The 21,036-nt window shown below is 46.5% G+C and carries 23 protein-coding genes and 2 pseudogenes; 10 read left to right on the top strand and 15 right to left on the bottom strand.

From position 1 onward, the window contains the following. Positions 1–59 precede the first annotated feature (59 nt). The 3 genes from H6G46_RS12310 to H6G46_RS12300 form a co-directional block, all read right to left on the bottom strand. Positions 60–1,235 carry a lipid-A-disaccharide synthase-related protein gene (locus tag H6G46_RS12310; RefSeq protein ID WP_010871822.1) on the bottom strand — a complete coding sequence of 392 codons (1,176 nt, stop codon included), beginning with the start codon at positions 1,233–1,235 and terminating at the stop codon, positions 60–62. A 218-nt stretch (positions 1,236–1,453) separates the two neighbouring features. Beyond that, entirely contained in the window at positions 1,454–1,942 is a 489-nt protein-coding gene (locus H6G46_RS12305) for a type II toxin-antitoxin system VapC family toxin (protein ID WP_010871820.1), read from the bottom strand. A gap of 179 nt (positions 1,943–2,121) precedes the next feature. Next, positions 2,122–2,337 carry a hypothetical protein gene (locus H6G46_RS12300; protein ID WP_010871819.1) on the bottom strand — a complete coding sequence of 72 codons (216 nt, stop codon included), beginning with the start codon at positions 2,335–2,337 and terminating at the stop codon, positions 2,122–2,124. Positions 2,338–2,608: 271 nt separating this feature from the next. On the opposite strand from H6G46_RS12300, the gene H6G46_RS12295 reads away from it, so the two are divergent. The 3 genes from H6G46_RS12295 to trmB are packed head-to-tail and all read left to right on the top strand — an operon-like array spanning position 2,609 to position 5,281. After that, on the top strand, positions 2,609–3,349 hold the full coding sequence (locus H6G46_RS12295; RefSeq protein WP_010871818.1) for a dienelactone hydrolase family protein: 741 nt from the start codon (positions 2,609–2,611) through the stop codon (positions 3,347–3,349). Next, positions 3,346–4,587, top strand: a complete 1,242-nt coding sequence (locus H6G46_RS12290) for an acetate/propionate family kinase (RefSeq protein ID WP_010871817.1) — start codon at positions 3,346–3,348, stop codon at positions 4,585–4,587. Before H6G46_RS12295 ends, H6G46_RS12290 begins: the two co-directional genes overlap by 4 nt. Positions 4,588–4,645: 58 nt before the next feature. Further along, positions 4,646–5,281, top strand: a complete 636-nt coding sequence (trmB, locus tag H6G46_RS12285) for a tRNA (guanosine(46)-N7)-methyltransferase TrmB (protein WP_010871816.1) — start codon at positions 4,646–4,648, stop codon at positions 5,279–5,281. On the opposite strand, the gene cydB is transcribed toward trmB, so the two are convergent. The 6 genes from cydB to H6G46_RS12255 form a co-directional block, all read right to left on the bottom strand. Then, complete coding sequence (gene cydB, locus H6G46_RS12280) at positions 5,278–6,288, bottom strand: cytochrome d ubiquinol oxidase subunit II (protein ID WP_010871815.1); 1,011 nt, start codon at positions 6,286–6,288, stop codon at positions 5,278–5,280. The two genes, trmB and cydB, sit on opposite strands and share 4 nt — an antisense overlap. 3 nt (positions 6,289–6,291) lie before the next feature. After that, a complete protein-coding gene (locus tag H6G46_RS12275) occupies positions 6,292–7,743 on the bottom strand; it encodes a cytochrome ubiquinol oxidase subunit I (RefSeq protein ID WP_010871814.1) in 1,452 nt (483 codons plus the stop codon). Positions 7,744–8,019: 276 nt separating this feature from the next. After that, complete coding sequence (locus H6G46_RS12270) at positions 8,020–8,643, bottom strand: Uma2 family endonuclease (protein ID WP_020861484.1); 624 nt, start codon at positions 8,641–8,643, stop codon at positions 8,020–8,022. Positions 8,644–8,684: 41 nt separating this feature from the next. Beyond that, the gene (gene lepB, locus H6G46_RS12265) at positions 8,685–9,341 is read right to left on the bottom strand and encodes a signal peptidase I (RefSeq protein ID WP_010871812.1); all 657 of its coding nucleotides are present in this window, start codon (positions 9,339–9,341) and stop codon (positions 8,685–8,687) included. Between the two features lie 46 nt (positions 9,342–9,387). After that, entirely contained in the window at positions 9,388–9,720 is a 333-nt protein-coding gene (locus tag H6G46_RS12260) for a DUF6679 family protein (protein ID WP_010871811.1), read from the bottom strand. A gap of 204 nt (positions 9,721–9,924) precedes the next feature. Further along, a complete protein-coding gene (locus tag H6G46_RS12255) occupies positions 9,925–10,626 on the bottom strand; it encodes a class I SAM-dependent methyltransferase (RefSeq protein ID WP_010871810.1) in 702 nt (233 codons plus the stop codon). A gap of 56 nt (positions 10,627–10,682) precedes the next feature. Between H6G46_RS12255 and H6G46_RS12250 the strand changes: the two genes are divergently transcribed. From H6G46_RS12250 to H6G46_RS12235, 4 genes are all read left to right on the top strand, one after another. Beyond that, positions 10,683–11,873, top strand: a complete 1,191-nt coding sequence (locus tag H6G46_RS12250) for a reverse transcriptase-like protein (RefSeq protein ID WP_010871809.1) — start codon at positions 10,683–10,685, stop codon at positions 11,871–11,873. A 7-nt stretch (positions 11,874–11,880) separates the two neighbouring features. Beyond that, complete coding sequence (locus tag H6G46_RS12245) at positions 11,881–12,378, top strand: hypothetical protein (RefSeq protein ID WP_010871808.1); 498 nt, start codon at positions 11,881–11,883, stop codon at positions 12,376–12,378. Positions 12,379–12,469: 91 nt separating this feature from the next. Then, positions 12,470–12,856 (top strand): hypothetical protein, encoded by a 387-nt coding sequence (locus H6G46_RS12240; protein ID WP_010871807.1) that lies wholly within the window; start codon positions 12,470–12,472, stop codon positions 12,854–12,856. Positions 12,857–12,859: 3 nt separating this feature from the next. Next, a complete protein-coding gene (locus tag H6G46_RS12235; RefSeq protein ID WP_020861483.1) occupies positions 12,860–13,780 on the top strand; it encodes a tRNA (5-methylaminomethyl-2-thiouridine)(34)-methyltransferase MnmD in 921 nt (306 codons plus the stop codon). Between the two features lie 9 nt (positions 13,781–13,789). On the opposite strand, the gene H6G46_RS12230 is transcribed toward H6G46_RS12235, so the two are convergent. Next, complete coding sequence (locus H6G46_RS12230) at positions 13,790–14,185, bottom strand: response regulator (protein ID WP_010871805.1); 396 nt, start codon at positions 14,183–14,185, stop codon at positions 13,790–13,792. A gap of 71 nt (positions 14,186–14,256) precedes the next feature. Between H6G46_RS12230 and H6G46_RS12225 the strand changes: the two genes are divergently transcribed. The 3 genes and pseudogenes from H6G46_RS12225 to H6G46_RS12215 form a co-directional block, all read left to right on the top strand. Then, complete coding sequence (locus H6G46_RS12225; protein WP_010871804.1) at positions 14,257–14,703, top strand: VOC family protein; 447 nt, start codon at positions 14,257–14,259, stop codon at positions 14,701–14,703. Then, the gene (locus H6G46_RS12220) at positions 14,687–16,729 is read left to right on the top strand and encodes a mechanosensitive ion channel family protein (RefSeq protein ID WP_020861482.1); all 2,043 of its coding nucleotides are present in this window, start codon (positions 14,687–14,689) and stop codon (positions 16,727–16,729) included. The genes H6G46_RS12225 and H6G46_RS12220 overlap by 17 nt, the downstream gene beginning before the upstream one ends. Positions 16,730–16,856: 127 nt before the next feature. After that, positions 16,857–17,238 (top strand): annotated as a pseudogene (locus tag H6G46_RS12215) (IS1 family transposase); the annotation flags it as partial. A gap of 78 nt (positions 17,239–17,316) precedes the next feature. Here the strand turns inward: H6G46_RS12215 and H6G46_RS12210 are convergent. From H6G46_RS12210 to H6G46_RS12190, 5 genes and pseudogenes are all read right to left on the bottom strand, one after another. After that, complete coding sequence (locus tag H6G46_RS12210) at positions 17,317–17,844, bottom strand: GIY-YIG nuclease family protein (protein ID WP_010871801.1); 528 nt, start codon at positions 17,842–17,844, stop codon at positions 17,317–17,319. 56 nt (positions 17,845–17,900) lie between these two features. Further along, the gene (locus H6G46_RS12205) at positions 17,901–18,290 is read right to left on the bottom strand and encodes a single-stranded DNA-binding protein (protein ID WP_010871800.1); all 390 of its coding nucleotides are present in this window, start codon (positions 18,288–18,290) and stop codon (positions 17,901–17,903) included. 153 nt (positions 18,291–18,443) lie between these two features. Continuing rightward, positions 18,444–18,746 (bottom strand): annotated as a pseudogene (locus H6G46_RS18490) (S4 domain-containing protein); the annotation flags it as partial. Positions 18,747–18,812: 66 nt separating this feature from the next. Continuing rightward, entirely contained in the window at positions 18,813–20,480 is a 1,668-nt protein-coding gene (locus H6G46_RS12195; protein ID WP_223211338.1) for a hypothetical protein, read from the bottom strand. A 26-nt stretch (positions 20,481–20,506) separates the two neighbouring features. After that, on the bottom strand, positions 20,507–20,860 hold the full coding sequence (locus H6G46_RS12190) for a hypothetical protein (protein ID WP_010871797.1): 354 nt from the start codon (positions 20,858–20,860) through the stop codon (positions 20,507–20,509). Positions 20,861–21,036: the final 176 nt, after the last annotated feature.

Raw genomic sequence — 21,036 nt, 5'->3', positions numbered from 1 at the left:
AGACTTTTCCTTGATTTGTTCAGTTAGTGGCAGTAAATCACGGCTATGTTGACCGCATTCTACCCCTTGTCAGCCAAAGTTTTGGCAGTTGCGGCAATGTGGTTGGCGATCGCCAGGGAACCACCGGGGGAGCCAATGCGCTCTTGTCCATTGTGCCGACAGCGTTGCTGATAATGTTGATCCGCCAGAATTGCCAGCGCTTTCTGACTAGCTTGACTGATTAAATTAGCTTCCTGGGGATTTTTGCCGACGGTGGTGACGGAACAGCCCAATAATCGCATTTGAGCTTCGGCAAAACCATAGGTAAATTGGGGACCATGACCAGGGATTTGCAACACTGGCTTGCCTAAACCCACGGCCTGCTCCACCGCGGTCCCCGCCATACCCAACACTAAATCCGCTTGGTGCAAAATGTCAGCAAATTGATCCCAGGAGCAATGAATGGTGCAATTATCTTTTTCCAGGCGATCGCCGTGGTATTGCCAACCATGCTCCCTTGCTAGGTTTTGTAAATGTTCCACCGTCACTGCCGGCACGAGGGCAGCCCAAAAATCCACTGCTTTTTCCTGGGCAATGGCTCCACACAAGGGCAATAATTGAGCCAAATTATGTACCGCTTCCGGCACCCGGCTACCGGGCAAAAGGGCAATGAGAGTTTTGCTGTCCCGTCGTAGCTGCTGTCCCGTCGGTTGTAAAGCGTCCATAATGGGATAGCCCAACCAGCGGATGTTGATGCCCCGTTGACTTAAATCTTGGGCAGTAAAATTATCTTTGGCGATCGCCCCTAGGCAATGACGAGATTTTAAACACCAGGTCACGGTAAAGGGTAGGGACAACCGGCCTTCGTAGTAACTGGAATTGGCCACCAAAAAACTTAGGTAGGGTTTCCCACTTAGACGGGCGAAAGCCAGGGGCACAATGTCCCCGATCGCCACAATCAGGTCAAACTGATGTTTTTGTTTGAGTAGGGCCTTAATTTGCTTAATAGTTAGACCCACTAAACCCCCAACAATGTCCCGCCACCAGGTTAAAAAGCCAGTGTAAATGATCCCTCCCGAGGGTAAAGGTTGGGTAGGCGCAATGATGCTAATTCCCCTATTTTGATAGGCTTTACCTTCCCCCACCAAGGGCAGAGCAAATAACTCAAATTCTGGTGATCGCCGTTGCAGGGCATCGATGATCAGGCCAGCGTTGAGGTCTTCTCCGTGGCCGTTGCTAATGAAAAGAATCTTCACTGGGGTAATTCTGATAGAGCCACTTTGGTCATTCTGACTCTTGATCGTGAGGATTTAGGGAGGATAAAAGTTTAGGCTGAAGCACTTCAGTTTTCTGGCCTACAAGGGGAAAGCCTTGCTCTTGCCAACTCTTGAGATCTGCCACAATAGCGTGGATGTTGTGACCATGTTTGGCCGCATACTCGTCTCGTAACCGTCGTGTTTCTTCAACTATAGGGTCATTCCACATCAGAATTAACTCCGAGTAATTCCTCGGGGGTACAAAGGATAGGGGACTCAAAGCCAAATTCTCGGCAGGCACATTCAATACGGTGACGTTTAGCTGCGTTGGCAATGTGCTTACAATTCCAAGTAAGCAAAAAATTAAGTTGGTGATAAGCCGCCGTTGCAATATGTAATGCGTCTGCCACTGCTTTCTGGGGAAGGGCTGCTCTTTGAATAAGATATTCAGAAAGAGCCTCAGCCTCTTGGGTGATAGCAATAACGGGAATCCCCTGCAACCATTCTAAACGGGCTGATGCGGCCTCTGGGTTACCGCTACTGGCCTCCCGAAGGACTAGAGTTGAAGTGTAAAGGGAAAACTTCGTGCGCTCTGTATCCCACCATTCGTAGCTGACCTGTTGATGTCCAGCCGCAACGACATCCCGACTGGGACGAGCCGCAAGATAGCTAATCACACTAGTTTCAATGTAAACCGTACTTTTCATGGTTTAGATCAAAGGGCCTTTTGATAGGCTTTACTTTCTCCCACCAAAGGCAGAACAAATAGATCAAATTCCGGCGATCACCGTTGCAGGGCATCGATGATCAGGCCGGCGTTGAGGTCTTCTCCGTGGCCGTTGCTAATGAAAAGAATCTTCACTGGGGTAGTTGGAATCAAACCGCCTTAATCATCTCCATCTTTGTTGTCATCTTCCTCATCGTCGTCGTTATTGTCATTATCATCATCATTGGTATTGGCATTCCCGTTGTTATTTTCTTGCTGTTCGATGTTCTGTTGAGTGGGTTGACCTTCCTCCCTCTGATTGCCACCACCGCAACCGGTAACCGTTAGCAAACAGCCCACAACAAGCAAAGACAAAAGTAAGCTGGGTTTAAACATTATTTTCAATTCCCTTAGATTGCAAAAAACACAACGGTGGTTACCTTTAAGTAACAACAGTTACAATTTGTGATTTTAACGTTTTTCCCGGCGTTGGCAGATAATGTTTTCCCTCTGGGAGCCTAAATCCAGCAGACGTAAATTTCTCCTATTGCTTTTTCATGGGGCCCACAAGCGGAATTAGTAGCCGACAGAAGCGATCGCCGTTCTCAGACAGGGCTTTCAGTACAGATTTTGAGATAGGCTAGGAGTTATTATTTCCGGGTAGTTTATGACTGTTGACATCAAGACCACCTTGGTCACCATTCCCAACCAAAATTTGCAAATTGCAGGCTATTTGGCCGAGCCGGTGGCCGTGGGTCAATATCCCGTGGTGATTGTGATTCAGGAAATTTTTGGAGTTAATAGCCATATCCGGGACGTGACAGAACGGGTGGCTAAAGAAGGTTACGTGGCGATCGCCCCGGCCATTTATCAACGGCAAGCGCCAGGTTTTGAAGAGGGTTATACCCCAGAAGGTATTGAAGCGGGTAGAAAGCTCAAAGATCAGACTAGTAGTGCAGAAATTTTGAGCGATCTGGAAGCCACCATTGCCTACGCCCAAACTTTACCCAACGTTAAACCGGAAGAAGTAGGATTAATTGGTTTTTGTTTTGGTGGTTGGATTGTCTATTTAGGGGCTAGTTTACCCACAGTCAAGGCCACGGCTTCCTTTTACGGCGCGGGTATTCCCCATTGGGCTCCAGGGACAGCGGAACCGCCCATTACCTATACCGATAAAATTCAGGGCACTTTATACGCCTTCTTCGGCTTGGAAGATACCAGCATTCCCATGGCAGATACGGAGCAGATTGAACAGGCTTTAACCAAGTATCAGGTGAACCATAAAATTTTCCGTTACCCAGGCGCAGACCATGGCTTTTTCTGTGACCAAAGGGCTAGCTATAACGCCGAAGCGGCCGCCGATGCTTGGCAAAAAGTGAAACAACTTTTCCAAACCGAATTGAAATGAAATTCCTGATTCTCAATGCCGGTTCCAGCAGTCAAAAAAGTTGTCTTTATGAGCTGACTGGCGATCGCCTACCGGAGACGATACCGGAGCCCTTATGGGAGGCTTTCATTGATTGGACGGTGTTGGCAAATCAGGGGCGGTTAACGGTGGAAACTGCTGGCCAAAAACAAGTGATCATTCTGGAAACTGGCGATCGCCAACAAGGTATAGCCCGAATGTTGGACACCCTGGTAACGGGGGATGATGCAGTGTTGAAAAGTTTGGCAGAGATTGACCTGGTGGGCCATCGAGTGGTCCATGGAGGAACGGATCATGCCGAAGCCACTTTGATCACGCCGGAAGTGCAACAGGCCATTGCAGACTTAATTCCCCTGGCTCCAGCCCATAATCCTGCTCACCTAGAGGGCATTGAAGCAATCAGCGCACTGTTGGTGTTGGGGGAAGTGCCCCAGATCGCTGTGTTCGACACGGCTTTTCACCGCACCATTCCCACCCCTGCTGCCGAATATCCCATTCCTCAAGCCTGGACTAATTTAGGCATCCGTCGCTATGGGTTCCACGGCACTAGCCACAAATATTGTGCCCAGAAAACTGCGGAAATTTTAGGTAAACCTTTGGCGGATTTAAAACTCATCACCTGCCACATTGGTAACGGTGCCTCCCTAACGGCGATTAAAAATGGGGTCAGCATTGATACCACTATGGGCTTCACTCCCCTAGAAGGCTTGATGATGGGGGCCCGGAGCGGTTCCATTGACCCGGCAATTCTACTTTTTTTGCAAGAAACCCAAGGGTTAACCCCGGCGGAAATTAACACCACCCTCAATAAAAAATCCGGTTTGCTCGGAGTCTCTGGGCTGTCGGCGGATCTTCGTACCATTTTGCAGGCCAAAGCAGAGGGTAATGAACAAGCTCAATTGGCTTATGTCATGTATATCCATCGCTTCCGGAGTTGTTTGGGGCAAATGATTGCTTCCTTGGAAGGTTTGGATACGTTGGTGTTTACCGCCGGGGTGGGGGAAAATGCCGCCACTGTGCGGGCAGATGTTTGCCAAGCTTTTGAATTTCTAGGTTTAAAACTTGATCCAGAGTTGAATAACCGATCGCCAAGGGATACTGTCATTTCTCACTCCGACTCCTTGGTGACGGTGTTGATTGTCCACACCGAAGAAGATTGGGCGATCGCCCAGGATTGTTGGCACTGGTGGCATAGCCAGGGACAGAGAAAGCAATCGTAAATTGCGAAAATGTTAGAAAATGGCTGTGAAGATAAATGTTGAATTAGGCTAAATTTCCTTGGCTAGAGTCCGCATCCGCCAACACGTCAACCCCCTCAGTGAAAAATATCGGCAGGTGTTGGCCTGTCCCGATTGGGCCACCGTTTATGACGATGTCCAACGACCATTGCATCTAGATATTGGCTGTGCCCGGGGTCGCTTTCCCCTCAAAATGGCTCAACAACACCCCGACTGGAATTTTTTAGGGGTGGAAATCCGTCAACCCTTGGTGCTAGAGGCCAACGAAACCGGCGATCGTCTGGGGTTAAAAAATCTCCATTACCTGTTTGGCAACATCAATGTGGAGCCAGAAAAATTCTTTTCCGCCTTTCCCCCCACTCTGCAACGGGTCAGCATCCAATTTCCCGATCCCTGGTTTAAGCAACGACATAATAAACGCCGAGTGGCCCAACCAGAACTAGTGACGGCGATCGCCAACGCATTGCCTCCAGGAGGGGAAGTTTTACTGCAATCGGATGTGGAGCCCGTGGCCCAGGATATGAGGGACCGTTTTGCCGAAAATGACAATTTTGTTTTTACCCATGACACCCCTTGGTTGGCAGAAAATCCACTGGGGGTACCCACAGAAAGGGAAATTGCCTGTTTTAATTTGCAACGTCCGGTGTATCGCTGTTTATTGCAACGAACTCCCTAGTCGGTGACAATTTTGCCCCGGAAAACTAAGTAATTGTAGATGTTGTAGAACAACAGGATCGGGATCAGGAAACCAATGAAAGTCAGCATAAACACTAGGGAACTGGGGGCCGCCGCCGCTTCATAAATAGTGACGCTGGGGGGAATGATGTTGGGGAAAATAATGAAACCCAAACCAATAAAGGAAAGGGAAAAGACTAAAAATGTCCAGATAATCGGGGTATTTTCTTCCCGCAGATACAAACTCCGCAACAGTAGGCCAATGAACAGTAAGCCCACCAGGGGAATGGCGGCAAAAATGTACACCAACGGAGCGGTAAACAATTGGGCCCTGGCCTCTTCGGAAAAAGCTGGAGTGCTAATGGTAATAAACACCGCCCCCGCCAAAGTGGTCCAAGTGGCGATCGCCGCCGTCTTGAAATAGGTTTTTTGCAATTCTCCTTCCGTCTTCAAAATGAGATAGGTGGAGCCGATCAACACATAACCCTGGATGAGGGTAAGGGCCACAATGACCGATCGCCAAGTCAGCCAATCCCACATGGTGCCGGCAAAATGTCCCTGGGCATCGACGGTAATGCCTTCAAACACACTGCCAAGGGCAAAACCTTGACCTAGGGCGGCGAGGAAACTACCGACCCCAAAGGCGATGTTCCAGACTAATTTACGATTAGCATTTTCCCGAAACTCAAAGGACACTGCCCGGAGAATTAACCCCACCACCATAATCACCGCCGGTAAATAGAGAGCATTCAAAATGGTGGCGTAGGCCAGGGGAAAAGCCCCAAATAAAGAGCCGCCCATTAAAACTAACCAGGTTTCGTTGGCATCCCAAACATTACCCAAACTGGTCATCAGAATACTGCGCCGTTCTTCGCTGGAAGCCGTAAGGGACAAAATCCCCACCCCCAGATCAAACCCATCCAACAGGACATAGAGAAAGAGAAATAACCCCAAAATGAAAAACCAAACCTGGGGCAGAAAATGTTGTAGCGGTTCTAACGGTTCCATGGGTTACTCCTTAACTTCAGCAATTTCAGCGGGACGGCGGTTGGTTTCATGCTTGGTCACAGTGCCCCAAAGGGAAGCTTCGGAACCTCGGGGAGCAGGCAAGGTTAAATCCGGCCCATTGCGGATAATGCGACTGCCGAAATAGAGAGTGGCAATTAAAAAGACGATATACATTACACTCAACCCGGTTAGGGAAAAAAGAATTTCACCGGGGGGCAGGTTGGAGGCCGATTCTGCTGTCCGCATCTCTCCGTAAACGATCCAGGGTTGTCGCCCCACACAACGAACAATCCAGCCCGTTTCCACTGCTAAATAACCCAACGGAGCGGCAAAGACCCAAGCCCGCAGTAGCCATTTTTGTTGGCTGATAATTTCCGGTTTCAATTTCCCCCGCAACCATTGCAGTACTGTCACGGCCATGAGAGCGGCAAAAAAGAGTCCAATGGCCACCATAATGCGGAAAGAATAGTAAATTAAGCCCACCATCCTCGGGCGATCAACCGGGGCCCAATCTTTCAGGCCTTGAATGGGTTTATCCAGTTGGGGTTTAAGTTCCAAAATGTAGCTCAATGCGCCGGGAATGCTCAGTTCCCAGTCATTTTTTTCTGCTTTATCGTTGGGTAAAGCCACCACACTCCAAGCCGCGGGGGTTTTGGCTGGCACCGTTTCCCAGAGAGCTTCCATGGCCGCAAGTTTAGCCGGTTGATGCACTGATACTTGTTCCGCACTCAAATGACCAATGAAAATTTGCAGAGGGGCCACCGCCATCACCACCACTAAAATTACCTGCAAAGAGCGGGCAAAAAATTGCGGTTGACGACCGGTGAGAATACACCAAGCACTGATACCCCCAATGACAAACATAGAGGTTTCTAAAGTGGCAAAGAACATGTGCAGGAAACTATTAACCATAAACGGATTGGCGATCGCCGCAAAATAGTCCTGCACCACAAATTTTCCATCGACAAAAATGCCCCCAGCGGGGGTCTGTAACCAGGAATTAGCCGAAAGAATCCAAAAGGTGGAAAGATTTGCTCCAATGGCTACCAAAATGGTGGCGAGGTAATGAATTAAGGGCGGAACCCGGTCCCAACCAAATAGCATAATGCCTAAAAAACTGGCTTCGAGCATAAAGGCCATGGTGCCCTCAAAGCCCAGCACTGTGCCGAAGAAGTCCCCTACGGATTCCGAAAAAGGAGCCCAGTTTAGACCGAATTGAAAGGCCATGGGCAAACCGGTAGCTACTCCAATACCGAAATTTAAAACGTAGAGCCGAGCCCAAAAGCGAGCATGGTGATAATAGTCTAAATTACGAGTTTTCAGCCATAATCCTTCAATAATTACTAAATAAATGCCCATACCAGTGGTTAATACCGGCCAAAGCATATGGAAAATGGCAGTGACGGCAAATTGTAGCCGCGACAACGCCACTGTGTTACTCAAAAAATCCTGCATCTGTAAAGAGCGCTCCTAAATGGTTTTCTGATAGTTAGAGTTTAAAAAAAGAAGAGAGTTGTGCCCACCCTATCCCCTGCTCAAAACTAACAGAAATCCCAGGTAAAGTCTCTGTATTGTCAGCTACATTCCTCTTCTGCTGACTCACGCCATAGGTGAATAATTGAGGAAGTTCTATCTTTTGGTGGACTTATAGTTAAGCCTCTACCAAACTCTCCGCCCCATCCTGGCTGAGACGCGATACAACCCCCACTTTTTGTCTTGTTGATGCCAATACTAAGCGTTAAAAATTTGCTCTGGGGTCAATACCAGTTCCGCAAACGTGGGGGATACTAAGGTTTCTTGCCCTTGAAAAGCTTGGCGATCGTAAACTCCTTCTGGATTGAGGGTATAGATGGAAACGGTGGGCTGCTTTGGTTCCCCTAAAATGTCCCGACTACCGATCGCCAGATAATCGACAATCCAATATTCTTTGATGCCAAGGCGTTGATACTCATCCAATTTATCAAAATAATCCGTTTCCCAGTTACTAGAAACCACCTCCACTGCTAACTGGACTGGCTCAGTTAAAGCTCTGTAGTCACCGGGATCGGAGCGCCATACATGGCGATCGATAACACTCACATCCGGAATGCGTCCATGAAAACCGCCGGTCTTAATCTCAGTTCTGATGGTGGCCTGGGTGGTGACATCAAAGTTTAATGAGAGACGACGTATTTCGTCATGGAAAGCGAAAAGAATGAACTCAGCAATCAGTTTATGTTCGCGGGTGTTAACCATTTCGATGATTTTTCCATTTACCCACTCAAAGCGGCCTTCTTCGGGACATTGCTTCAAAAATTGGTCAAAGGTTTGGGGAGCAGCAGTGGCGATGGTTTTAACGAGGGTGGGGGTAACCATAATTATTTGATTCTCTCCGCACAGTGGTGATTGCTTATAATCTAACGACTCTCCGGCACTGTCTGGGGGGAAATGGCTGGACTTTCCCATGCTTGGGGGCTAATTTCTACTGCTTCTCGCTCAGCATCATCAGTCAACAGGCCTACCCGGGGTACGGGCCAAAAACGGACAAAGGCACGGCCGAGCAATTTTTCCCGGGGGACAAAGCCCCAATAGTGGGAGTCATAGCTGTTGTTGCGGTTATCCCCTAACACTAAATACTGATCATCGGGCACTTTCACTGGGCCATATTCATAGGCGGGAGGAGCCGCAATGTAATTTTCGTCCAGCATTTTGCCGTTGACATAAACGTTGCCTTGGGAAACCCTAACTTCATCCCCCGGTAAACCGATAATGCGCTTAATAAAAGCATCGTGGAAGTTTTTTGCTTTTAGGGCGTCAGTGGGGTTAAAGACCACAATTTCTCCCCGCTCCGGATCCCGCAATCGGTAACTGATCTTTTCAATGATCAGGCGATCGTTAATCTGCAGGGTCGGCTCCATGGAGGAAGAGGGAATGTAGCGAGCTTCGGCCACAAAAGTCCGAATACCGATCGCCAGGATAACCGCGGTAACCATGGTTTTGCCCAACTCTAACCAGGTATTTTCCGGGGGGCTTTCTTTTTTCTTGCTGGTTTCGCGGACAATATTTTCGGTCATAGTGGGGCCGGGAAAAATAGGGGAATTTATTTTAATCTGTTCCAGTTTAGTCGCAGTCTTCCTCTTCTTCTTCCTGGTGGGACTTTGGCGATCGGGCTAGTAACTGTTCCGCCTCTGGACAATCTTCAGAAATTAGCAGTTCATGACCAAGGCGGGAAACGGAGGCCAACTTACGGTTAACGGAGCCAATGCTTTCCAGGCGCACCATTTCTTCCCAGGCACAGACCTCATCCTCTTCTTCGGTCTCATAGCGGAAAGTGACCAAATCCCCCTCCAGTGTCAGAATTTTGGCATTTTCTACCCACCTTTGTTGGTCCCTCAGGTAAAGACTGACTTCGTGGCCATCGGTACAAAGTTGATAGATTTTCCGGTGTAGCATGGGCAAGCTCCTAGATAGCAGTGGGAGGACGGGACGGGGCGAAACAGGGCCTTAGGGTATCCGTCTTGGAGGGTACTGGTGGGAGGTTGGTGCCGGATGGGCCAAAAAAAGTAGCATATGGATCGAGAGAAAAATCCCTGATGGGGAAAGCTTACGAGAATTTTAACGCAAATCAGCGGAAACCTGATTCCCTTCGTTGCAGTCCTATCGCTGTACTATGGTTGAACTTTGGAACTTCTTCTCCAATGTCCAATGGCGATCGGAAGACTGGTAAAGGTGTAACTCCAGGTTGGGACCATCATCACCGACCCAACCCAAATGCTGGAGATAGTCTTGTATTTCAGCGATAGTTAGGGAAGCGTGGAGGGAATCAGCAAAAAGTTTCCTCTGCTGGTCGTTGTAGTCGGAGCCGATCGCCGTTACGAAATCAGCTAATTTTTCCGGGGATTCGGGGCGAATTAAATCCCTAATTAATAGGAAACCGTGGGGCTTGAGCACCCGTTTTACCTCCCGCAAAAAATCCAGCGGCCTGGGCAAATGATGACAGAGGCTATTGGCAATCACTCCGTCAAAGGAACCATTGGCGTAGGGCAATTGTTTTGCATCGACAAATTCCAGGCAAATTTGAGTTTCACACCCCGCTGCGATCACATTTTCCTTGGCGATCGCCAACATAGAACGAGCAAAATCGATGGCAGTGATTTGCCATGCAGGACGTAACTGGGCGAGTAGAATGGGAATACGGGCCGTACCAGTACCGGCATCTAACACTGTGGCTTTGCTTGGGCCGAGTTGGCAAGCTCTCTGGGCAAAAGCCAGATTAACCGCTTGAAAGTCCATGGCATCGTAGTCCATTGCTTCTGCTTCGGTGTCCATTACCTCTGGCTCCAGAATTCTTTCCAACATCGGTCAATTACTCCAACTGGTTGCCCTGTTATTGTAAACACCCCACACCACCAGCAATGGCTAATTCTTCTCCCCCCAATGGCACAGGTAATTCGATACCAATTTTGTTCTATGCCGGGGAAGCCCTAGGACAAAAAGGTCAAGGGGCCGCAGTGGCCATTTTGCTATTGCCCACGGGGAAAAGAACCAGCGTTAAACAGTTACTGGCCTCGGCCACCGGCACAGAAGCGTCCTATCGAGCCTTATTAATTGGTTTGCAAAAAGCGCGGCAATTGGGCATCCACAACATTGAAGTCAAGGGCCACAATGAAAAGGTCTTTGACCAGGTCAACGGACTAGAGGAAATTGACCAACCTCCCCTGCGTCATCTCCATCGGGAGGTGATGACAGTGATGAAGCAATTTGAGCGGGTGATGGTGGAATGGATTCCCCTGGATCAAAACCGTCCAGCCTACCAGACCGTGCAAAAATGTTTGGCAACAGCGGCCCGTTCCCCCAAAGTCGATGGGTTACCCAGACCGATCGCCCCGGAAATTGTGCGATTAATCAAATTAGGCAGTCAGGCCACGGCCAAGGATTTTCAGGCGTTACAGGGTAAGTTTGACGAATTTTCTCAGCAATCTCTCTCCACCCTGCGTCGCCGCATTCCGGTGCAGGTACAGGACAGATTGGCTTTGGAGTGGAATGGTGATGAGTCCCAGTTAGCGGAGATGTATCGCTGGTATTTAAGGGGACTGCCTCCGGACTTCATTGTCCGCAAATTTCAGCTAGAAGCCCTAGCCCCCGGCCGGCAGCAGAAATTACCCTGGGAAGACCAGTTACTGAGCCAAATGACTCCCCACCCTGGGGATTTCACTGCCCAGAAACTTACCGATGCGAGGGAGCACCTTGGTCATATTGAGTTTGTGCCCCCTCCACCACCGCCATTTTTTGCGCCCTTGGAAGAAGGAAATCTGTTAACTAGGCAAGGTTTTTCCCCCACAGAGCCTGGCCTTGTTGAACCAGCCATGGCCTCCACCGCCTCCGATCCCTTTGCCACCGACCACGGCGACTCTTACCAAGAAGGACCGAGTGAAGCCAAAGACACGGTGCCCACAGTGGACCAAGTTCAACAAATTGTTAGCATGATTATGGATTTGTCCTTGGGGGAGAAAACTCGGCTGGTGAAGAATTTAGCCCAGTTGCCCGAATTAAGCAATCAGTTCCTCACGGCGATCGCCGACCGTCTTAAACCCTCTGGAAATTGAAAAAGCTATGAGCCTGAAAAAATTTAAGGAAGAATTCCTACAACAGTCCCAACAAGCGCAAGGGAGCGAGGAAGAGAAAAAAGCGGTGCAGTTGGTGATGACTCCCCTGTTTGAAGAAATCGGCAAAAAGCTGAATGTGGATACGCTTTATATTTGGACTGGTCGCCACAATGACAATCTAGTCAAACTCACCCTGAGCGCCCAAGGGGGCAATAAAACTGCGGCCGCCATATTTTGCTTTAGTAATAAACAGGATGCCCAAAGACACCCCAATTTTGCCAAGGAGGAATATCAAATTAGGTCCATCGACATTTTTAATTTATTGTTGCATTTTGCCACCCTACCGGAACTTGATCTGTTGCTGGTCTATAACCAAAAAGGTCACCTGAATAGGTACTCGCAAATTGAGCGCAGTGGGTTGATCAAAGATTTCCAGAAACTCTGTTGGGAAACTGGCTTGGTGCCCCGTCCAGTGGCGGAAACAGGACATTTTGGTTTAGCTTAGGGTCAAACGTGGTTCACCCACGGTGTTCTTGTTGAATGCAACGACCATTGGAGAACTCAATCCTGACCTTCAACTACCTTAAGTTTTAACGATGACTACCAACAACAGCACTTTGTTAGACACTATCCAGCAAGGTTTTCGGATTACGGTGGGAGCCACCGCTAGTTTGGTGGAAACATTGCAGGATCCGCAAAAACGCCAGGGTACTTTCCAGGATTTGCAACAGGAATGGGACCAACGGGCCAGCCAATGGGCCCAAAAGGGCACTACTACGGAAACGGAAGCCCGTCAGTATGTGGATCAATTGCTCGCACAATGGCGACAATCCCTGCCCAACCCCCTTAGCAAAACCACTGCCACTGGTTCCAATAACATCATCGATTTTGCGACGGCGAAAAGGGAACTCGATCGCCTGACGGAGGAAATTGCCACCTTGAAAGGGGAATTGGCCCAGGATAAACCGGGAACGGAGGGCTAATTTTTGACCAGTGCGGCCCCTTTTACTCCCCAGTTGACGGCGGATGGTTCTTTTACGTTCTATTCGCCCCAATTTGGGGAAACGTTCCATTCCCAGCGGGGTGCTAAGGCGGAGGCGGACGAAAAGTTTGTTCATCCCTGTCTTTTGCCCCAGTTGGCGGCCAAAAAATCCAGGTTAACTATTATTGATGTCTGCTATGGCTTGGGCTACAACACAGCGGCGGCCCTAACAGCCATCTGGCAAATTAATCCCCATTGCCACGTAACTCTGTACAGTTTGGAAAACGATCTGCAAGTGCCCCGCCAGGCGATCGCCAATGGCTTGCTCCAGGGTTGGCCGGATTTGGTGCAGGAGATTTTGCAGGATCTAGCTCAAAGAGAAATGGTTGCCAGGGAATTTTTAACTGCCCATCTGGCGATCGGGGATGCCCGGCAAACATTACTATCCGTTGTGCCCCGAGATATTAAGGTCGATGCTATTTTCCTCGATCCCTTCTCACCGCCCAAATGTCCCCAACTGTGGACAGTGGAATTTCTCTGTCATTTAGGCGATCGTCTAGCCCCAACAGGCCGTTTAGCCACCTATTGCAGTGCGGCGGCGGTGCGTCATGGTTTACAACTGGCCGGACTGTCCATTGCCACCATGGGAGACGGTCAACCGCCCCATCCCCGTCGTCGGCCCCTGGGTACCCTGGCTAGCCACCAGCCATCACCCCCATCAATATTTGCCCCCTGGGAAATGGAACATCTGCAAACTAAGGCGGCCATCCCCTACCGTGATCCTTCAGGAACAGATCCAGCGGAAGTAATTCTGGCCCGTCGTCGAGCGGAACAGAGCAAAAGTACATTGGAGCCCACCAGCCGCTGGAAAAAACGTTGGCTCGACCAGGAGATTAACCATACCCCTAACTCTGAATCTTTCTAAAATGGACTATTAATCCTCTTCTTCAATACCCAAAATTCCCTTCGCTTGGGCCAATAAATCCCTGGGGCCAAAGGGTTTAGTTACGTAGCAATCCGCCCCCGCGGCTAACCCTGCCTGGCGATCGAACTGTTGGCCCTTGGCCGTGAGCAAAATCACCGTGGTATTAGCTAGCTCAGGATTTTCTTTAATACGTTGACAAACTGCTAAACCACTAATCTTGGGCAACATCACATCTAAAATAACCAATTGGGGTTGATGTTCCACTGCTAAAGCCAAGGCTTTTTCCCCATCCATGGCGGTCAATAACTCCACCCCGTAATCTTCTTCTAAAAGCTCAAACACCTCTTCCAGCAGAATTACAATGTGGGGTTCGTCGTCAACAATTAGGATTTTCAGTTCGGACATTGGTAAGGTTGTAATAAATTGAGCACCGCTGAAAAGTTAATTTCCCCTTAACTCCCCCAGCATAAAGCATCATGCACCATGTTTCTATTCGTACTGCTAATATCCATCGGGCGATCGCCTTTTATGAGCTATTGGGTTTTACCGTGGGGGAAAGGTTCACCACTGGTTATACCTTAGCTTGCTGGTTGACTGGTCTGGGGGGACGCATTGAATTAATTCAAATTCCCCAACCCCAACCCGCCCCTGATGCCTTCAAAGATGAACATTACGTGGGCTACTATCATATCTCCTTTGATCTAACAGACCAGGTAGAAAGTTTACCGGAATGGTTGAATAATCTCAGCCAAAGTTTTAGCCAAGCCTATCAAACCAATCCAGAACAAATTGAGCCGTTAAAAATTCTTTTAAATCCCCAGCAACAACAAATTGGTGATCATATTTATGAAGTTTTATTCATTGCCGATAGTGATAACCTCCCTTTGGAATTTATTCGTTGTCAGAGTGCTCCCAACAAATAGAAAAAATTATATTTTTCGCCATCAAAGATTAAATTTAAGTCAATTAATCGCCCTTACTCTGCTCACCTTACTGCTAAGCCTAGGTTTTGCCCAAGCCCAGTCGGCACAAACTCTCCTTAGTCAACTACCGCCCCAAATTGACCTAGTGGATCCCGTCAAGTCTGATTTCCCCCTGCAAAATAAAGCTTTTAATCTAGGCTTTGAATCAGATTTATCCGGTAGAATTGGTAACTTGGATTACACCACCGTTAGGGTAGATGGAGAGCCAATTTTTTTGATTGCTGTGCCCACAGGAAATGCTAGTAAAGAAGGAGATTCTTCCCTTAGTCCAATTGTTTATCGTCAACAACGTATTGAAAGTAAGTTTAAAGAAATTGTCCAGCGGGGTTTTGATCCAGAAACCTTAAATGTTGCTAGTTCTATTCTCAATGGGGCGATCATTATTCAAATTAGCGATGACAAAAATCTCCGGCCACAAATTCTTCGCACCATTACCAAAGCTGATGCTGATTTATACGCCCTTACCCCGGAAGATTTAGCGTCCGAAACCGTAGATCAAGTCCGCAATGCCCTGATGCGAGCGAGGCGGGAACGACAACCAGAAGCCCTGAGAAGACAAATAAAAGTTGCCCTAGTAATTGTCACCATTGTGGTCACAGTTTCGTTGGTAGTGCTATTTATTTATCGGTGGCTGGGACACAGAATTCACTTACTAAAGATGGCTATTAATTGTTTAGTTAAGGCGGAGGAGGAAGACCCAAATTTTGATTATAATTACATTGATGCGTCTATTTTTAAAAATATTGCTGCCATTCCCCGCTATTCCTTCGCTTTTCAAATTTTAGACCGGATAGCTATTTTTCTTTATTATTTAAGTGCTTACTCCAAAACTATACTATTCGGAAATGTTGGCTGGGGGGACAGTAAAAAAAATCCTCCCCTGACATTTTCTTTGGATAACCAGAAAATTTTTGAAAATATTCTTGAACTTTTCCAAGGCAAGGATTTTTACGACTTCCTGAAAAACCGCCTCAAACAAGTTGTATTTACCCGGAGAATACTAATTTTTTTCCTGTTTATTATCTGGATCCGTGGTAGTGCTTTTTTTCTGCAGGTTTTTCCTAACACTCGACGTTTAGGACGACAGTTATCGGGCACTCCCATTTCTTTAACTTTAATTTGGTTATCGGCAATAATTTTAATTAAAATATCTGATTTTTTAATTGAGTCTTTTTTCCATACCATTGAAAACGATTATGCTATTTTACAAACTGCCAAATATACACGAAGAAAAATTAGAATTAACACTGTCAGTAGTGCTGTCAGGGGCATTAACCTGGTGGTCTGTATTTTTACTGCCTTTGTCTTTTCCCTTAGTTTGTTCGATGTGCCGGTGGCCACAGTACTGGCTGGGGCAGGGATCATCGGTTTTGCGGTGTCTTTCGGTTCCCAAAACTTGATCAAGGATTTAATTGCCGGTATTTCTAATCTGATGAGTGATGCCTTCGCCATTAATGATTTCGTTCTGATTGGCGAGTTTGAAGGAGTAGTGGAAGATACAAACCTATTTGTTACTCGCATCCGTTGTCCCAACGGGGATTTAGTCACCATTCCCAACGGAGCCATTGGCACAGTGTGTAATCAAACTAAAGACTGGTCCAGGGTAGATTATTCCGTTATGGTGGCGGCTGATGCTGATCCCAAAAAGGCGATCGCCGTTTTGCAACAGGTGGCGCTGGGTCTGTACCACGATCCGTGGTGGCATCCTAAAATGCTCCAGGCACCGGAACTCAAGGGTATTGAAGAGGTTTCTCACCAAGGTATTCTTATTCGTATTTGGCTTAAGACCCTGCCGGGGGAACAATGGGACGTGGCCAGAGAATTGCGACTGCGGGTGAAAGTGGCCTTTGAATCCCAGGAAATTGCCATTGGGGTGCCCCAACAACAATTATTAATGACAGGAACCGGAACTTCTCCTTTGTATGGAGATGAAAAAGAACGTGCCTCTAAAGACGGGGAAAAATAGTACCGGCTGAGCGTGAACTCACAACAACGAAGAAACGAAGAGTGAGGCGGATCCCTGAAACTGGGCCAGAAACGAAGAAAGGAAAGCTCTGTAAATCAATAATGGAGAGTTTCAAATAGATAATGATAAGGCATATGAGCGTGTTACTGGGAGACTCATCGACTGGGAACTGGGAACTGGGAAATCGTGATAGTCAAACCCTGAGTCGTTTGCTGGAGAGACTGGCAAAGTGGAAAGTGACGGTGTACTGCACCGATGACTGGAGGCCCTATCAACAACTGCTGGATGAACATCCCGATGCGTTTCATGGGATTAGCAAAAGAGAAACAGTAGGAATTGAGAGAAACAACTCAGATAACCGTCATTGGTTTGCTAGATTTCATCGCCCCACGAAAGTTGTCTCCAGGTCAGCCCACATGGTTGATATCACCATGGCAATATTTGCCGAATTTAGGGTCAATGGTAACATAGAACTACTACGCAACTGGCGCCTCTCATTACTTTCTTGAAACTCTCGAATGTCCATTTTTTTCAGTCAGGGTCATCTTGGATCCCCTTATATTTTAATGGACAGCTATGGGCGAATCCTAGGTGATGTCCAACAGCCCTTGTTCTTTCAGCTTGGGATTGAAGCGAATTTGTTGTGCCACTCCCCTGGCTTCCAGTTTTGCCAACACTTCTGCCTCTAGCCTACGGGCAATTTTTTTCAAAAGTTTGGGCGTGTCCCCTGGTTCACTTTTAGCAACGGTGGCGGCCTCTTCTGGAGTCCAATAATCCTGCACATTAATCGATTCAGCCCAAATTTTCTGACTTTCACCATTGCCAGGAGGATTTTGCCCCACCAACCAATGGTTTTGAATTTGAACTAATAATTGGCGATCGGGGCGGTCGATGATGTGTACTTTGAGCCCATGGCAATGCTCTGGTTGACGCACCAAATGTTGCAGCAGGCTAATGGCTAAATTACGGGAATAGCCTACGTATTGTAGATTCTGATGCTGGTCAAAAATGGCGTAAACCCCAATACGTTTTTCGTAGTTCGGATCAATTTCCCCAGCCTCCGTTAAAAAAGGTAAGAAGTTGAGATCGACTAAATTGGGAAGGGAATCCGCCATTGTGGAAATTTCAAGTTCAAGGAAAAATCTGACTGGGAGTAGCTGAATTGTGGATGTTAGAACGGAATATCATCGGTGTTACTAAGGTCCACTGCTTCAGGTTCTGGAGGAGAAGACAACTCACCAGGATTAATGCCATTGCCGCTATCCACCAAACTAATGCGGGAAGCAGTTAGCTCAGCTCGTTTTTCCTTAAAGCCTTCCTGCCGTTCTATCATATTCATACCTAAGCGTCCTTCGATAATTAGGCGATCGCCAGGGTGATAGGTTTCTTTGATGGTGTTGGCCAAATTGCCCCAACCAACTACTTTCAAACTTTCCTTGGGGGAATCATCCCTCATGCCGGGGAATTCTACTAGAAATTCGCAGACGGGGGTTTGATTTTCTTTGGTGAAGCGCAGTTCCGGTTCCCGAATAACGGTGGCCATTAAAACAAAACTGTTCATGGGGCGATAACCTCAATTCTAAGGTTGGGCAGTAATTGGTTGAATCTGGACGGATCAGGCAGGAATGGGCAGGATTGACCGGTCAAATCAGTTCGCCCCAATTCTACCTCGATCGCCGACGGAGAGAGTAGTTATAAATTACTATTTTAATTGCTAATTCGCAGTGAAGCGAATAAATTTTTTCTTGCCTACCTGGAGCACCTTACCGTCCAAATCCTGCGGTTTCTGGTATTCCTGGTTAACATCCCCCAGGCGATCACCATCTAAGCGCACCGCTCCTCCCTTGATTTGCCTTCTCCCTTCGCTACTACTGGGGCACAGGCCACTGGCACTGAGGAGATAGGCCAATTTCACCGGAAAAGTAATTTCAGCTAGGGAAAATTCCGGCACGCTATCCGTATTGCCCGCTTTCCCCTGGGTGACAATATCCTCCGCTGTTTTTTGGGCGGCGATCGCCTCTTAAATTTTTTCCCTTTATGAACCCCAGAATATGAAAATCAGTCGTAGTTCTAACTCAAATCGTTAAGAATCCCAGTATTGCAGAAAGATAGTGAGCCATGCTTTTAATGTTTGTGAACGTCGTTCAATTGTTTTTTGAGAAAGTGATGGACAAGTTGCCGTTAAAAATTCTTCTGCACTGTCAGGATTAATCTCTGAAAGATCATTGGCATTTTTCCACAGTAGCCAAGCAGAACCAACATTAGAAGAAATAAATTGATAGGCAAGAAGTCTCATTTTTGCCTCTTTTTTAGATAAGCGAAACAAAGCAGAACAGACGTTGGTCGGATGCCCACGCCAATCAATAAGGTTAAGAATTTCAATTGCTCTACGATAATAGAAAAAATCTCTAGATTTTGTTCCTCTTATCTCAAGAAACTTATCACTAATAGTTTGAGTTGAAGATGAATATTGAACAAATAATTGTGCAAGCTCCAAAATTCTTTCAATATTATTAGCTTGTGGAACATCACAAGAGAGAATTCTAATGTGTGTTCTTTCTTGTTCATTAAAATCAGTAGTTGCTCCTGTAGAGATATTGGCAAAATTCTCTGTAGAAATGGGAGGAATAATCTGTAATCCTATATCCTTTGTGGAAACAGATAAGTTAATCTTAAAGTCCTTTTCACTAAGGATTTCTGCACATTCTCGCCAACTATCAATAGTATTTTGATTAATCTCACTTTGTTCGTAATTTTTTGAGGATAAAGAAGCAATTTCTGTTGCTAAAATATTAGCTTCCCTAGGAGTTAGAGGAAGATTAAGAACCTGAATCCAAGAACCTTGAATTGATTGTATTTGATTAAATTTAGGAAATCCTAGTTTGAAAATGCTTGATACTTCCTGAAAAAAACGCTCGATTCTATCTATTGCGCTAGCTCCAAGTGACCATGTTAGTTCCTGATTTAAATGCTCAATGTGTACTACGACCGACAAGCCTCCTCTAACAAAAATAGTTCCGATTACAGCCAGAGAAGAATCAATTAATTTTAGAATATTTTTTTGAACTTGACGGTGCTTGTCTGAATATTCATTATTATTATTTAAAATATTTACAGGATAGAGATCCTTAAGTAGTTCTACTGAAGACGACCAAATACGTTGATCTGAATATTTTATTTTACAAGCAATATGAGCAATATTTAAAAATAAATCTAACCCTTCTGACCATTCCTCCTGAAGAATAGGTTCATCAACTTTTTGTAAAACTAAACGAGCTAAAGAGTTAATCTTTGCAACTTGCTCTAAAGTACGAGGTGCTTGAGCATAATTCTCGCCCCAAGTGGCAAGAAAATCTAAAGTTTGCTCTGCAATTAAAGGGTCTCCATATTCCAGGCTATTACGTAAAAAACTATCTAATGCGGTAACTAGTAATGCAAAAATGGGTGATGCCCAATCTTCAATACGAGATACTATTCCTAAAAGACTAATTCTTAAAGCACTGGCAGGCGTAATATTTGAACGAGACAAAACGGCTGCCAAAAATAGCCAAAGAACTTCATTATTAACCCTATTTGGTTCATATTTCATGATTCCTCTAACTAATATACCTAAGACAATCTCAGCAATATTTTCTTCGGCAATTGCTAATAAAAATGCAAAACACCTTATCTGTTCATCTACGGCACCAAAATTAATAGAAATTTTGTCAAGCTTATCTATTGCTCTATCCAAATCGGTAGAGTCTGACATTGCTTGAATTTTGGTAAAAAGTATTGTCATTCCAAATTTTTAGCAGGAATAAAAGTCAAACCTTTGCGAATTTCAATATCAACACGAGCGTTTGGAACAGTACGTCTAGGATTTTGAAAAGGATGAGGTTGAGAATTTTGATCAACACCTCCATTTTTACTAGCATTCTTGATAAAACGTTCAGCTTTGACAAAAGCTGAATTTCGTTGTTCTTTCTGAGACTCATTGCATTGTTCCTCAATCTTAGCAAGAAAGTCTAATCCCTCTTGAGCCGTCACAGGAGTACCCCGCGCCCAAGAGCGAGTATAGCCCCCATTTTGTGTAATGTCGTCACCTTGAGCTTGTACAGCCCCGCGATACAGTGCTTGTGGGGTGGGCATATCAAATTCGTTTGATTATACTCATAACTAAAAAACCTGCTCATCAGCATACTATCTATGCTGGTGTGATCTACAATATCGCAGTGCGATTTTTGGGAAAGCGTTAAACCTCTTTTTTCGAGTGTGAGCTTGTTACGAATAGAATGATCGCTTTTTGTGAAAGTTAAGAAGCTGAT

It is taken from the genome of Synechocystis sp. FACHB-908, from assembly GCF_014698595.1.
Lineage (GTDB): Bacteria > Cyanobacteriota > Cyanobacteriia > Cyanobacteriales > Microcystaceae > Synechocystis.
This window is presented reverse-complemented; position numbering and strand designations above follow the sequence as displayed.